14 protein-coding genes are annotated in these 13,225 nt (G+C 53.3%); 9 read left to right on the top strand and 5 right to left on the bottom strand.

Going from position 1 to position 13,225, the window contains the following annotated elements; genetic code table 11:
- Positions 1-4: 4 nt before the first annotated feature.
- On the top strand, positions 5-925 hold the full coding sequence (locus L5470_RS01510; RefSeq protein ID WP_499497714.1) for a 5'-nucleotidase: 921 nt from the start codon (positions 5-7) through the stop codon (positions 923-925).
- Here L5470_RS01510 and L5470_RS01505 read toward each other — a convergent pair.
- The 3 genes from L5470_RS01505 to upp are packed head-to-tail and all read right to left on the bottom strand — an operon-like array spanning position 922 to position 2,683.
- Complete coding sequence (locus L5470_RS01505) at positions 922-1,068, bottom strand: hypothetical protein (RefSeq protein ID WP_157768372.1); 147 nt, start codon at positions 1,066-1,068, stop codon at positions 922-924. The two genes, L5470_RS01510 and L5470_RS01505, sit on opposite strands and share 4 nt — an antisense overlap.
- A gap of 15 nt (positions 1,069-1,083) precedes the next feature.
- Positions 1,084-1,992: a homoserine kinase gene (gene thrB, locus L5470_RS01500; RefSeq protein WP_099799634.1), complete on the bottom strand. Its 909-nt coding sequence runs from the start codon at positions 1,990-1,992 to the stop codon at positions 1,084-1,086.
- A 37-nt stretch (positions 1,993-2,029) separates the two neighbouring features.
- Entirely contained in the window at positions 2,030-2,683 is a 654-nt protein-coding gene (upp, locus tag L5470_RS01495; protein WP_099799633.1) for a uracil phosphoribosyltransferase, read from the bottom strand.
- A 446-nt stretch (positions 2,684-3,129) separates the two neighbouring features.
- Between upp and L5470_RS01490 the strand changes: the two genes are divergently transcribed.
- The 3 genes from L5470_RS01490 (at position 3,130) to L5470_RS01480 (ending at position 6,074) form a co-directional block, all read left to right on the top strand.
- Positions 3,130-4,251, top strand: a complete 1,122-nt coding sequence (locus L5470_RS01490) for a hypothetical protein (protein WP_499497712.1) — start codon at positions 3,130-3,132, stop codon at positions 4,249-4,251.
- Positions 4,252-4,358: 107 nt separating this feature from the next.
- Positions 4,359-4,811 (top strand): type IV pilin-like G/H family protein, encoded by a 453-nt coding sequence (locus tag L5470_RS01485; protein ID WP_499497710.1) that lies wholly within the window; start codon positions 4,359-4,361, stop codon positions 4,809-4,811.
- 276 nt (positions 4,812-5,087) lie between these two features.
- Complete coding sequence (locus L5470_RS01480; protein WP_099799631.1) at positions 5,088-6,074, top strand: CHAD domain-containing protein; 987 nt, start codon at positions 5,088-5,090, stop codon at positions 6,072-6,074.
- A gap of 20 nt (positions 6,075-6,094) precedes the next feature.
- On the opposite strand, the gene L5470_RS01475 is transcribed toward L5470_RS01480, so the two are convergent.
- Entirely contained in the window at positions 6,095-6,334 is a 240-nt protein-coding gene (locus tag L5470_RS01475) for a hypothetical protein (protein WP_099799630.1), read from the bottom strand.
- Positions 6,335-6,729: 395 nt separating this feature from the next.
- Here L5470_RS01475 and L5470_RS01470 point away from each other — a divergent pair, with 395 nt between their 5' ends.
- The 5 genes from L5470_RS01470 to L5470_RS01450 all read left to right on the top strand — a co-directional run bounded on the left by L5470_RS01470 (position 6,730) and on the right by L5470_RS01450 (position 12,775).
- A complete protein-coding gene (locus L5470_RS01470; RefSeq protein WP_499497707.1) occupies positions 6,730-7,242 on the top strand; it encodes a hypothetical protein in 513 nt (170 codons plus the stop codon).
- A gap of 11 nt (positions 7,243-7,253) precedes the next feature.
- Positions 7,254-10,682 (top strand): transcription-repair coupling factor, encoded by a 3,429-nt coding sequence (gene mfd / locus L5470_RS01465; protein ID WP_499497705.1) that lies wholly within the window; start codon positions 7,254-7,256, stop codon positions 10,680-10,682.
- 106 nt (positions 10,683-10,788) lie between these two features.
- Positions 10,789-11,067, top strand: coding sequence for a ssl2009 family thylakoid membrane protein (locus tag L5470_RS01460; protein WP_099799952.1), 279 nt, complete (start codon positions 10,789-10,791; stop codon positions 11,065-11,067).
- A gap of 293 nt (positions 11,068-11,360) precedes the next feature.
- Positions 11,361-12,344 (top strand): IS110 family RNA-guided transposase, encoded by a 984-nt coding sequence (locus L5470_RS01455; RefSeq protein WP_499497702.1) that lies wholly within the window; start codon positions 11,361-11,363, stop codon positions 12,342-12,344.
- A gap of 92 nt (positions 12,345-12,436) precedes the next feature.
- Complete coding sequence (locus tag L5470_RS01450) at positions 12,437-12,775, top strand: DUF8632 family protein (protein WP_198405935.1); 339 nt, start codon at positions 12,437-12,439, stop codon at positions 12,773-12,775.
- A 98-nt stretch (positions 12,776-12,873) separates the two neighbouring features.
- On the opposite strand, the gene L5470_RS01445 is transcribed toward L5470_RS01450, so the two are convergent.
- Positions 12,874-13,212, bottom strand: coding sequence for a hemagglutinin (locus L5470_RS01445; RefSeq protein ID WP_099798952.1), 339 nt, complete (start codon positions 13,210-13,212; stop codon positions 12,874-12,876).
- Positions 13,213-13,225 lie beyond the last annotated feature (13 nt).

The raw sequence follows: 13,225 nt of genomic DNA, 5'->3' as shown, positions 1-13,225 counted from the left end.
GGTCATGGGCTACGCGATTGAAAACAAATTGGTCATCGCTGTTGCCTCCAGCGCGTTATTTGATCTCACTGAGTCCGATGCGGTGTTTCGCCATCACGGGGAAGAAGCCTATCGCCATTTTCAGCGGCAAAAAAAGTACGATGTTTTGCCTCGAGGCGTAGCATTCCCCTTTATTCGCCGGTTTCTTAACCTGAATCGCGCCTATCCTGACCAAGAGCCAGTGGAGGTGATCCTGCTCTCGAAAAATGACCCTGATACTGGGCAGCGGGTGTTCCATTCGATCCAGCACTACGGCCTGAATATTACCCGTGCGGCGTTTTTGGGGGGCAAGTCCCCTCATCCCTACATCCCTGCCTTTAATGTCTCACTGTTTCTTTCGGCGAATGCTGAGGATGTGCGCCAGGCGATCGCCGCGGGCTACCCTGCCGGAATTGTCATCCCTTCCGGTGTAACGGACACAGAGGAAGAAGCGGAGCTACGCATTGCCTTTGACTTTGATGGGGTGATTGCCGATGACGAAGCAGAAACCGTGTTTCGCAATGGCGATCTCGAGCAGTTCCATGCCCACGAAATTCAACATGCAACTGTACCGCACAACCCCGGCCCCCTCAGTGATCTGTTTAAGAAATTGGCGGCGTTTCAAAAATTGGAGATGACTCGTGAGCAACAGAACCCCGACTATTGCCGCTTACTACGAATTGCCATTGTAACGGCGCGTAATATTCTCGCCAGTGAGCGGGTGGTTACGACGCTGAATAGCTGGGGGGTCACGCCGGATGAAACCTTTTTCTTGGGCGGTATTGAGAAAGTTCGAGTTCTCCGGCAGTTAAAACCCCATATTTTCTTTGATGATCAGCTCACCCATATTGAATCAGCAGCAGGGGATATTCCCTCTGTGCATGTGCCCTTTGGGGTACGCAATTAGGGGCAGATTTGCCGATTTTCCATGCGCACTTTAGCATCCATTTCGCGATCGCCTCGATCTAGCTCACCGCTGGCAGCGATGGTGCTGCCCATTTTCAGCGTGCCATTGCGCACAGCAGGTTTACAGGCGGATAAATGCAACATTTACCTGTGGTTTGACTAGCGATCCTGTACGGTGGTTCCTTCCTGCTGCACTGCCAATACCTCAACCCGTGCTTGCACCCCTAGGGTCGCCCACGTGTCCCTAAGGGTACTGGCAATTCCCATGGCGTTAACCGGATCCCCAAGCGCCAACAGGGTGGGGCCAGCTCCACTGATCACCAAACCATAGGCTCCAGCGGCCAACGCTGCGGCATGGAGGTCGGCATACCCTTTGATGAGGCACTGACGGTAGGGCTGGTGCAGATGATCTTGCAGGGCAACCTGTAACCAGTCGCGGTGACCCGTTTCTAGCCCCCGCAGCAGCGCTCCCAGATGACTGATGTTAAAAATGGCATCTGTATAGCTACAGGTCGCAGGCAAGACGTGACGGGCGGTCTCGGTGGCTAATTCGAAATCAGGAATGGCAACAATAGGCACTACATCACTATCCCACGGTACGTCTAACCAACGCCACGTGCCGGAGTGTTCTTCCCGGACTGCCAAACGACAGCCGCCCAGCAACGCCGGAACTACATTATCGGGATGACCTTCAAGGGCGATCGCCAACTCTAAAACCTCAGTATGGCTGAGGGGGAACCCTGCCAGCCGATTGGCTCCCACCAAGCCGCCAATAATGGCGGTGGCTGAACTGCCTAACCCGCGAGCGAGGGGCACCCCTAACTCAATTTCTAAATAGACAGGCGGGGCTTCGCGTCCAAGGTGCTCGTAAAGGCGGCAATAGGCGCGATAGGCTAAGTTATCTGTACTACTGGCTACCCCGGCTGCTTCAGCCCCCCGAATCACAACACAGGGGCGATCGCTGGCGGAAAAGGTAAAGGTGTTTGTAAGGGTTAAGGCAGCGCCCAAACAGTCAAACCCCGGTCCCAAATTGGCGGTTGTTGCGGGTACGGTGACTACTGTTACCATTGAAATTCCTCGTGCATTGACCCATAGTGGCGAGCGCTTAGGCGGTGCCAAAGGCGCGATCGCCCGCATCCCCTAGCCCAGGCACAATAAACCCCTGCTCATTGACCATCTCATCAATCGTAGCTGCATAGACCTGTACCGCCGGAAAGTGAGCACTGAGTTTTTGCAGGGCTGGCGGGGCGCTCACCACTGAAATAATCCGCACCAGTGCTGGATTGACCCCCCGCTCAGTGAGTTCCGTCATCGCTGTCATAATCGAGCCACCGGTGGCCAGCATGGGCTCACTAATGAGTACCCGTGTCTGCGGTGCAAATTGCTGAGGAAAGCGGTTGAGATAGCAGGAGGGCATCAGGGTACACTCATCGCGGACAATCCCCAGATGGTAAATGGTTGCCGTGGGTAAAACACCCTGCGCTCCCTCCAACAACGCCAACCCCGCCCGTAAAATCGGCACAACTGCAACTGGCACCTGCGGGTCAATCACCACAGCAGAGGTGGCAGCAAGGGGAGTCTCTACAGTCGTTTCTATCGTTGGTAACCAGTCGCGCACCGCTTCGTAGGCGAGCCACCGACCTAATTCAGCCATTGCAACTCGAAAAAGGGAATTGGGAGTGTTTGCATCCCGTGCAACAGTAAGCCAGTGCTTGATCAAGGGATGGGGCGGAACGTAAATGCGCAACTGTAAGGTCACAACAACACTCCAAGGAGGGGGAAAATAAGCTCTAGATGCCTTTTAATTTATTGTCGGGTGAAACCACCGCCTTGCACAGGATGACATCTTCCTGTGCCCGACCGCAAGGGGGACAGTGCAGGGCTTATCTACCCCCGAACCCCCACAAGCTAACCGCAAATAGAGTCTGAAGACATAGAGAGGGATCCCCTTGCCAAAACCCAGTCATAGTGGGAATAATAGAAGGTTTTCCCCATGCCTGTAGGGGTGAACCGCCCGATAGATAATGACTAGCTGAGGCGGGCGGAAAGTTGTCCCCACGCTTGTGGGGGTGAACCGAGTTGGAAGCGATCCGACCTAGGATTATCCAGTGAGACAGCCGCTCACCCAGAGCACCTCCATACTAATTGGCAAGGATACAGCGGTCTGAGACAATGGTCGGTGGTACCGCAACAGATGGGATCAGCATGAACGGTTGGCAACGGTTGGTGCAGTGCACTGTAGTGTTTTTCCTCTGCCTTGCTCTGTTTTGGGGAATCGAGGACATCGCATGGGCAAAGTCAGGGAGTGAGCTTGCCGAGGTAGCAGCACCAGTGGCTATCGAGGATCTGAAGAGCTGGTTTGACCGCTACGAACCACGCCTGCAGATTCTTAGCCCCCAGCCCAACCAAACCCTAGAGGCCACAACCATTGCCGTTACCCTTCAGGTTGAGGGGCTAAACATTTTTCAGGATCCACGCACTGGCCTAGGCCCCCACGTTGAAGTGGTGCTCGACGATCGCCCCAGCCGTTCGGTGTATGACCTGAAGGAACCCATTGAATTTAGTGACCTGCAACCCGGCACCCACCTGCTGCGCGCCTTTATTGTCTATCCATGGGGAGAAAGCATCAAAAGCCCCCTAGCCTATGCCGAGCGTACCTTTCACCTCTATACTGCCACTGGCGATCGCCCCACAACTCCATTGCTGACCTACAACCAACCTCAAGGCGTCTATGGCGCTGAACCCATGTTGCTAGACTTTTACCTCAGCAATGTGCCTGTTGAGAGCGATCGCCCCACGTGGCAGGTTCGCTGCACCATCAATGGTCAATCCTTCACAGTCAATCGTTGGCAAGCCTACTATCTCACAGGTTTCAAACCCGGAGACAACTGGGTTCGCCTAGATCTACTCGATAGCAATGGCCAGCCCATCGGCAATACTACCATCACGCGCCTTGTTACCTACCACCCAGGGGGCAATGACGCCCTTTCACGGCTGCTGCGGGGGGAACTGGCCGCCAAAAACCTCCAAAGTAGCCTCAGCCCCAGCCTTCCCGATCAATTACCMCCCCCCCCCAATGTGGAACCGGAACCTAGCCCGCCAGCCGAACCCATGGCTCCAGAACCAGAACTCAGCCCCCCTGCCTCTCCCGAACCCCCAGCGGCCGCCACAACCCCTGCACCCCCGCCTAAGCCCTTTTGGCAACGGTTTGGCGCTGCTAAGCCCCCTCAAAACTCCGGATCCGTTTTAGTGGCTCCGCGCCCAGCCTCACCACCTGCCGCCGAACCAGCGTCTCAAACCAACGACACGAAAGAACCTGAACCGTAAAAGCCGAACTTTTTGGATGCCCTGTTAATTTACCCCCTTGGCGTGGGTATGTTGATCTCTAGAGGCAGTCTGTCATGCCCTACTCGAATTCAAGGAGTTGCATCGTTATGAAAACTGAGCTTAAAGCTAAATTCCTCCAGCACCTGCTCGCCAAGAAAAAAGCCGACGAAGGCTTCACCCTCATCGAGCTACTCGTGGTGGTGATCATCATTGGTATTCTGGCTGCCATTGCGCTGCCCTCCATGCTGAACCAAGCCGCCAAAGCCCGTCTCTCTAGCGCCAAAAATACCATCGGTGCCATTAACCGTGCCCAGCAAGCCTACCGCCTTGAGAAGACAACTTTTGCTTCTAATGTTACCCAGTTAAAATTAGGCGTTTCTACCCCCGACGGCTACAGCACACCAACGATCACTGCTAATGCTGGAGACTCTGCAAGCGCTAGTACAGCTGCCACCGATCCCGCTGGCACAGGGGTGACCGGCTGTGTCACCGTCTCCGATGGCATCACCACCTCCACTGTTATAGAAGGGACCGATAATAATGCTCCTAGTTGCAGTTAACTGCTAAACACAATCTTTTTCAACCGGCCAAGGCGAAACCCTTGGCTTTTTTTGTGCCAAGTTAGCTACCGCGACTGCAATTTACCGTCGTATTTTTGTTGCCCATGTTCTGAAACAGTTAAGCTAGTATTAAGGTGAGAGCTAAAAAGCTAAGCTGTTGTTAAACTCCACTTTAAACTCAGATCGAAAGCTAGCCTAGCATACCGCGATCTCTACAGCTCAGCGGCTGAGGGTCGATGGTGTAGCTTAGAGAAGACGACAATTCAGGGGGACAACATGGAAACCCTAGGTCAGGTCGCCTACGAAGCGGTTGAAAAATACTATCGCAAAATTAGTAAGCACGAACCTGGTGTACTGCGCGATCGCGATCCCGAAGCCATTCATCAAATGCGAGTAGGCTTACGGCGGCTCCGTACTGCCCTTGAAGTGTTTAGCCAAACGGTGCGGTTTCCGAAGGGCGTGTCGATTCAGCGGGTGCGCGCGGTGGCAAGCAGCCTCAGTCCTGTGCGGGACTTGGATGTGATGATGCTGGCGCTGAAGGAGCAGTACTACCCCCATTTACCGCGGAGCGAGCAACAGCAACTGGCCAAGTTAATTAAAAAGCTGGATAAGCAGCGCGAGGAGGCTCTACAAAAAGCTCTACACCTGCTGCGGGGCGATCGCTACCGTAAACTGCAACAGGGCTTAGGCGAATGGTTAGCTCAGCCCCAGTATCGCCCCATTGCCAATTTGCCCATTACTCTCATTGCTCCCGATATTTTATTGCCCCTTGTGTGCCATCTGTTACTACACCCCGGCTGGCAGGTAGCGGTGGACTGGCAGGGCGATCGCCCCACGTTTTTGGCCATCAGTGACCCAGCGCCACTCCTCCAAAAATCGGGGGAAGATCTCCACGATCTGCGTAAGCAAACCAAGCGCGTGCGCTACCAAATGGAGTTATTTAGTCGTGTCTATGGCGAAGATTTTGCCTGCCAAGTGTCGGCTTTTGCCGAACTACAGGAACTTTTAGGAACCCTGCACGATGGGGTTGTCCTCCATGAATTTTTCCAACGTCAATTAGGCCTCAACCTCCGAGAGGCATCCCCCTGCCTTGCAGAAATGATTGCCCTAGAGCAAACTCGGCAATGGCAACTGTGGCGATCGCACCAGCAGGACTACCTTACCCCTGCCAAGCGACATCACGTGCGTCAGGTATTACTTATTGCACCCACCCCCCTTGCCCTGAATGGCATGGCCAGTGCAGGCACCATTAGTGTGAACTAGTCCATTGAATCAACCCCAGTTCAGGTGATTTCGCGGACTAAAATTCCTTCATTGATTTTCTCTTGCACCAGCTGGCGATAAAGCTCTAATTCCTCGAAGGTTACTTTACCGTCAGCATTAATTTGACGCTTAATTTGGGTCATTTCCTCCGCAGTGAGGACACCATCCGCAACAGCTCGCTCAAGAATTTGTTTGAGCCGTTGTAACTCGGCTTTATCTGCCTCAGTCAGCGGGGTGGCATTGGGTTGATAACGTTCCATCGTAACCTCGCAAAATGAGTTTTTACTGTTTGGTATGCTCTACAGCTTGTGCTGCCATTTCAAGGAACTTACACCGCTACACAATGCTGTCTTTGTAAACGTTGACATAAGCGATCTAGGCTCCTACGTTTATTCTGTGCGTTGATTGCCGTTAAGAACCGGGACAGAATCGCAAATGTTGATAAAAATTTACTGATCTTTTGCAATGTATAACATTTTGCATTTCTGATTTGTTTTTATAGGATCATAAATATATAGAGAGTTTCGAGAATTGTCGTTAATCACAAAATAACACAATCATTGATCCTTTCATTATTGACTTTGATTATTGAGTAAAGACTCATTCTACTTGGCTTGGTAAGCCAACGCTTCCAACGTTAGGGGTTGCCAAGATTATGGAAATGTTAGTGCCCTATGGGGGGGCGATCGCCCCAACGCCAACCATCAACATCAAAATACTGACAATGCAAAACCGGGGGGATAGCATGAAATGCTTTTTGCTGCTTTTTGCAGGACTCCTGTTAGGCGGATACGGTTTAGGCATGGCAGGTATGAGTGCGCAGGCGCAATGCCCAGCACCGCTACAGGGGGCAATTTCAGAGCAAACCGCTGTTGCCACCCCAGCCTCCCGTCAAAACACGCATCAGATTTTTTACAAAGGTTCGCTGCTGCGTTTTGAGTTCCCAACCCCTGAGGGAAGCATGGATGAATTAGGGCGTGTCATGGTGCCTGCGATGCGCTTACCCGAACTGCTCACTGGTCCTGATCCTGAGAGTGCCAATGCTGCCTATATCGATAGTCAAGGGGTCATTCACAGAAAACCTCCGAGAAGCCCCGAAGCTGATTCATCAGTAGGCAAAATGTCCAGCTTTTGTATTGCGTGGATAATAAAGAAATGTGATCTGTGAACCAATAGCCTATGTCCTTGGTTGCGCTTTGCCGCAGTTGGGCGAAACTACCGCTGACGGCTGAACTACTCAGTAAGCTCCAGCAGCAGCGATCCCTAACACTGACCGGGATGCCACGGCTGGTCAAAGGGTTAATCACCTCTACACTAGCCCAACACTGTCAGCACTCGCTTTGTATTGTGACCTCTACCCTTGAGGAGGGGGCGCGCTGGGCAACACAACTGGAGTTGATGGGATGGGACACCGTGTTGTTTTATCCCACCTCAGAAGCCTCTCCCTACGATCCCTTTGATCTCGAAGCAGAAATGGTCTGGGGGCAAATGCAAGCCCTAGTGGAGAGCGATCGCCCCGCCGGTACCATGGCCATTGTTACGACCGAACGGGCACTGCAACCTCACTTGCCACCGCCAGCAGTGTTTCATGCAGCATGTCTGACCTTGCGGGTCGGGGACGAGCGATCCTTAACTGCCCTAGCAAACGACTTGGCACACCTAGGGTATGAGCGGGTCTCCCTTGTAGAAACAGAAGGACAGTGGAGCCGCCGTGGAGACATCATCGATATTTTTCCTGTGGCTGCCGAACTGCCGGTGCGGCTGGAATGGTTTGGCGATGAAATTGAAGCCATTCGCGAATTTGATCCGGTGAGCCAACGGTCACTGCGCTCTGAGGGAGATCGTCTGGATGCCCTCGCGCAGGTCACCCTCACCCCCATTAGCTTTACCCCCCTGATCACGGCAGCCCTTGCGGCGAAGGGTCAGGCTCCCCCTCCCGAAGATGCCCGCCGCTATTTGGGCACTGCCTTCCCTCAGCCTGCCTCTTTACTGGATTACTTACCGATCAATACCTTAGTGGCGGTGGATGAACCGCCCCTGTGTGCCGCCCACAGCGATCGCTGGTGGGAACACTGCCAGAGCTATTGGCAAACTCTGAGCGATCCACCCCCCCCGATTCATCAACCCTGGTCTGTTACTGCTGAAGCCCTCGAGCGGTTTCCGCGCCTAGACCTCTACGAATTAGCCAGTGAGGGGCAAGGGTTGAACGTGGCGGCTCGACCCGTACCGGCGATTCCCCACCAGTTTGGCCGGCTAGCCAGTATCCTCCGGGACGAGCGTGACAAAGGCTACACTGTCTGGTTAGTCTCAGCCCAGCCGAGTCGTTCTGTTGCCCTGCTGCAGGAGCACGATTGTCCAGCACAGTTTGTTCCCAACCCTAGAGATTTTCCGGCCATTGATAAGCTGCAACAGCAGCGAGTCCCCATTGCCCTGAAGGCCACAGGCCTAGCAGAGCTATCGGGGTTTATTCTACCGACCTTTCGCACGGTGCTCGTCAGCGATCGCGAGTTTTTTGGCCAGCAGAGCCTGATCAACGTGGGCTATGTGCGCAAACGCCGTCGGGCTGCTGCGAAGCAGGTGGATGTTAACAAACTACAACCGGGGGACTATGTTGTTCACCGCCAGCATGGGATTGGCCAGTTTCTGCGCCTCGAAACCCTAACCATCAACAATGAAACCCGCGAATATCTTGCCTTACAGTATGCCGATGGCGTGCTCCGTGTCGCTGCTGACCAACTGAATACCCTCTCGCGGTTCCGTAAGCAAAGTGAGACCCCACCGCAACTGAATAAGCTCACCGGCAAAACTTGGGAACGCACCAAAGAGCGTGTTCGCAAAGCCGTAAAAAAAGTGGCTGTGGATTTACTGCAACTCTACGCCCAACGGGCACAGCAGCGGGGGTTTGCCTTCGCTGGCGACACTCCGTGGCAGCAGGAACTCGAAGACTCGTTTCCCTATCAGCCCACACCAGATCAACTCAAGGCGATTCAAGAGGTCAAAGCCGATATGGAGAGCGATCGCCCCATGGATCGCTTGGTGTGTGGGGATGTGGGCTTTGGCAAAACCGAAGTGGCGATTCGGGCTATTTTCAAAGCCGTGATGGCCGGTAAACAGGTAGCCGTTCTGGCACCCACCACCATTCTTACCCAGCAGCACTACCACACCCTCAAAGAACGGTTTGCCCCCTACCCCATCCAAGTGGGATTGCTGAATCGCTTTCGCAGTGAGAGTGAACGCCAAGAGATTCTCCAAAAGCTCAAAACTGGTGAGCTTGATGTTGTTGTGGGCACCCATCAACTATTAGGGAAAGCAGTGAAGTTCCGAGATTTGGGCTTGCTCGTTGTGGATGAAGAGCAGCGGTTTGGAGTCAACCAAAAAGAAAAAATTAAAGCCCTGAAAACCCAAGTGGATGTACTCACCCTGAGCGCCACTCCCATTCCCCGTACCCTTTATATGGCTTTATCTGGGGTGCGCGAGATGAGCCTGATTACAACGCCGCCCCCGTCCCGCCGCCCCATTCAAACCCATCTGGCTCCCTACGATGCCGAAACAGTACGCAGTGCCATCCGCCAAGAGCTAGATCGCGGTGGCCAAGTGTTTTACGTGGTGCCCCGAGTGGAAGGGATTGAGGAGGTAGGCAGCAAACTGCAGGCAATGGTGCCCTCTGCCCGGATTCTCATTGCCCACGGCCAGATGGCAGAAGGCGAATTAGAATCCACCATGCTTGGCTTTAGCAATGGTGAGGCGGATATCCTCGTGTGCACGACCATTATTGAGTCTGGCTTAGACATCCCCCGTGTCAATACTATTTTGGTGGAAGACGCCCAGCGGTTTGGCTTAGCGCAGTTGTACCAGCTACGGGGTCGGGTAGGTCGGTCTGGAATTCAAGCCCATGCATGGCTCTTTTATCCCCGCCAAGAGGTGCTGACCGATGCAGCCCGGCAGCGACTCCGAGCGATTCAGGAGTTTACGCAGCTTGGCTCAGGCTACCAATTGGCGATGCGGGATATGGAAATTCGGGGGGTAGGGAATCTCCTTGGGGCAGAGCAGCACGGCCAGCTGGAAACGGTGGGGTTTGATCTGTACGTTGAGCTTCTAGAGGAGGCGATCGCCGACATTCGCGGGCAAGACATTCCCACCGTCGAGGATACGCAAATTGATCTCAACGTCACCGCCTTTATCCCTGCCGACTATATCCCCGATTTAGAGCAAAAAATGGCCGCCTATCGAGCCGCCTCTGCGGCCACCACCAAGGCAGAATTAATGCAGTTGGCGGCGGACTGGAGCGATCGCTATGGTGCATTACCCAAATCCGTTCAACAACTCCTGCGCGTGGTTGAACTGAAGCAACTGGCGCGACAGTGTGGGATTAGCCGCATCCGTGCTGAAGGCAAGCAGCATGTGATCTTAGAAACGCCTATGGCTGAACCGGCATGGAAACTCTTACAAGAGCAATTACCCAGCCATCTCCACAGCCGCTTTATCTATAGCCAAGGCAAAGTCACCATCCGGGGCTTAGGGGTGCAACCCATTGAAAAGCAAATAGAGCAGCTCATTGACTGGTTCAGCCAGATGCAAGTCAGCATCAGGCAGCAGGAAACCGTTTGAGGTGCGAATCTGCTAGATTGGTGGTAGCTTGAAGACTGATTACCGGGTGCGATTCTATTGAGGGCGCACGAGGTCAAGTAACGCCTAATCATTGTTTGCTGATTCTATGGATAATCGTGGCGATCGCTTTGGCTGGGGTTTTCTAGCTGGTGCGCTGTTTGGCGGCATTGCTGGCTCCCTTATTAGCCTACTTCTGAAAGAAAAGCTCACTGAAATCAGCACGACTAATGCTGTCCCCCTCAAGGGCGCAAAAGCAGGGGATCTAAACAGTAGTGATGAAACCCTCATGGAATCCATGCGGCTTGAACTAGAGGCAAAAATCGCCCAAATTAACGAAGCTGTGGACGATCTACAAAGTCGCCTCAGCACCGATGATAACCGCTGATCCTAGCCACTAGAGGCGTTGCTGAATATCAAGTATGACCTTCGGGTTTGAGTCTTTTGCTACCCTCACCCTAGCCCTCTCCCAAAGGAGAGGAAACAAGACTCTTAGCTCCCTTGTATCTTAAAACTAGAGAGACAGACCGTCACCCCTTAGATGCGAGACATCATGGAGAAGCTAGGGTCATCCCTCTGATGCAACAGGTCAAACTCGAATCATCGGTTGGGACAGTAGAACCCGCATGACGCAAGGCTGAGTAAACACCTGATTTACCCCCAGACAGGCGCAAAAGTGATATGCAGGATCAAGAACAATGGATTGGCATTGATGTGTGTAAGCGGTGGCTAGATGTACATCTACGCCCCCAGAAGCAGAGTTTTCGCGTGAGCAACACCGCGAGTGGGATTCGCGAACTTCTGACTCACCTGTGTCCGCCTGAGGCGGTCGCTCGGGTGATTCTAGAATCCACTGGCGGCTATGAGCGGTCAGTGGCGTTGGTGCTGTCCACGCTAGCCTATCCCGTGGTCGTGATTAATGCTCGGCAAGCGCGAAACGTTGCCAAAGCTGCCAATCAACTGGCTAAAACCGATCCGGTCGATGCCGCGATTTTAGCTTGGTTTGGCGAAGCGATGAAACCGCCGACTCGGCCATTGGCCAGCGAAGCGGACGCAGAACTTCAGGACTTGGTCACCCGCAGGCGGCAACTGGTAGACCTCCTGACTGCTGAACAAAACCGCTTGTCAGGCTTACGCGGAACAGCCCAAGCAGATATAGCAGCTCACATTGCATGGCGCAAAGACCGCATTCAGCAACTAGACGAGCAGATCGACACCCAAATCCATCCATGTCAGCCCTGGCAGGCAAAACAGACGCGGCTGATGACGGTTCCAGGGGTGGGCAAGGTCGTCGCCGCGACCTTGTTAGCCCTGTTGCCAGACCTGGGACAGTTGTCCACTCGAAAAATCAGTACGCTGGTGGGCGTTGCCCCATTCAACCGAGATAGTGGGCAGAAGCAAGGCAAACGCGCTATCGTTGGTGGTCGTGCTGCTGTGCGTCAACTGTTGTACATGGCAGCTTGGGTGGCGGTGCGCCATAATCCAGTGATTCGCGTCTTCTATCACCGCTTATTAGCGAAGGGCAAGGCTACCAAAGTAGCGTTAGTGGCTTGTATGCATAARCTATTAACAATTCTCAATGCCATGCTCAACCATGGTACGGACTGGCAGCCGTCCAACTCAGATGGGAGTCAATCGGCTGTTCCAGCATCATCATTTGCTTGACTTTTAAGATAATCGCTTCTCCTTAGGAAGAAGGGTTGGGGATGAGGGCAATTCATAGCCACACTCAGCAACATTGGGGAGAGAAAGCCTCTATGCTAAACACAATTACTGCTGCGCCAACAACACCCCTGCCACCATGGCCAACGGGCTATCATTTTTACAGTCCGGGCTACTCCTTTAGCTATGAGGTCATTGGTCCGTGTTGTCGCCTGTTTGATCGCGAGCAGCTACCTTGGCCCTGCTGCCGCATTGCGTGGCGCAGCAAAGAACCGAGTTGGCGGCGGATTGGCCGTCGATTAGTGGTGGATGGGGCAACAAAGCGCCACCCTAGCTACGCCGTTTACCATCGAGAAACAAACACCGTCATGATGATCACCCTGTACTGGATCCACCTAGAAGGACGCGATCGCCAGTGGTGGTACGGCGCTTGACGAATATATTTGAGGTATCACTGGGGGTAAATTCCTGTCAATGGCATCTTATTTACCAGCCCCGGAACTGGTATGGACCTTAAAAGCCAGCCTAGTATTTAAGCACGGTCAAACCAGAGAACCTTAATCACGCCGCTACCGACTAGAGTTACGAGTCCGACAATAAACGCCCATAGCCTTGCATCTGTAGCACGTTGCTGAGTACGAAGCTCATTGATGTCATCCCGCAGTTCAGAGCGTAAGCCATCAACCTTATCATTAATTACCTTGATTTCAGCCCTTACCGTATTAAATTGCTCATTACTCTTGGACTGGTTCACCCTGACTTCTAAGGTCAATGCTTGGAGTTCAGACTGAACCCTTTTCATATCGCCTTGCAATTCTTTAAGAATATCCATGATTTGCTTGGCTTCTGATGCTGGTATCGGCTCACTCATGGTTATCTCCCTC

Origin of the sequence: Synechococcus sp. PCC 6717 (genome assembly GCF_022698185.1) — a bacterium.
Taxonomy (GTDB): domain Bacteria; phylum Cyanobacteriota; class Cyanobacteriia; order Thermosynechococcales; family Thermosynechococcaceae; genus Thermosynechococcus; species Thermosynechococcus lividus.
This window is presented reverse-complemented; position numbering and strand designations above follow the sequence as displayed.

Excerpts from the sequence above, each read along its gene's own strand:
- L5470_RS01510 (WP_499497714.1), top strand. The coding sequence starts at position 5 with ATGGGCTACGCGATTGAAAACAAATTGGTCATCGCTGTTGCCTCCAGC.
- L5470_RS01505 (WP_157768372.1), bottom strand. The coding sequence starts at position 1,068 with ATGTTGCATTTATCCGCCTGTAAACCTGCTGTGCGCAATGGCACGCTG.
- thrB (WP_099799634.1), bottom strand. The coding sequence starts at position 1,992 with ATGGTAACAGTAGTCACCGTACCCGCAACAACCGCCAATTTGGGACCG.
- L5470_RS01485 (WP_499497710.1), top strand. The coding sequence starts at position 4,359 with ATGAAAACTGAGCTTAAAGCTAAATTCCTCCAGCACCTGCTCGCCAAG.
- L5470_RS01480 (WP_099799631.1), top strand. The coding sequence starts at position 5,088 with ATGGAAACCCTAGGTCAGGTCGCCTACGAAGCGGTTGAAAAATACTAT.
- L5470_RS01475 (WP_099799630.1), bottom strand. The coding sequence starts at position 6,334 with ATGGAACGTTATCAACCCAATGCCACCCCGCTGACTGAGGCAGATAAA.
- L5470_RS01470 (WP_499497707.1), top strand. The coding sequence starts at position 6,730 with ATGGAAATGTTAGTGCCCTATGGGGGGGCGATCGCCCCAACGCCAACC.
- mfd (WP_499497705.1), top strand. The coding sequence starts at position 7,254 with ATGTCCTTGGTTGCGCTTTGCCGCAGTTGGGCGAAACTACCGCTGACG.
- L5470_RS01460 (WP_099799952.1), top strand. The coding sequence starts at position 10,789 with ATGGATAATCGTGGCGATCGCTTTGGCTGGGGTTTTCTAGCTGGTGCG.
- L5470_RS01450 (WP_198405935.1), top strand. The coding sequence starts at position 12,437 with ATGCTAAACACAATTACTGCTGCGCCAACAACACCCCTGCCACCATGG.
- L5470_RS01445 (WP_099798952.1), bottom strand. The coding sequence starts at position 13,212 with ATGAGTGAGCCGATACCAGCATCAGAAGCCAAGCAAATCATGGATATT.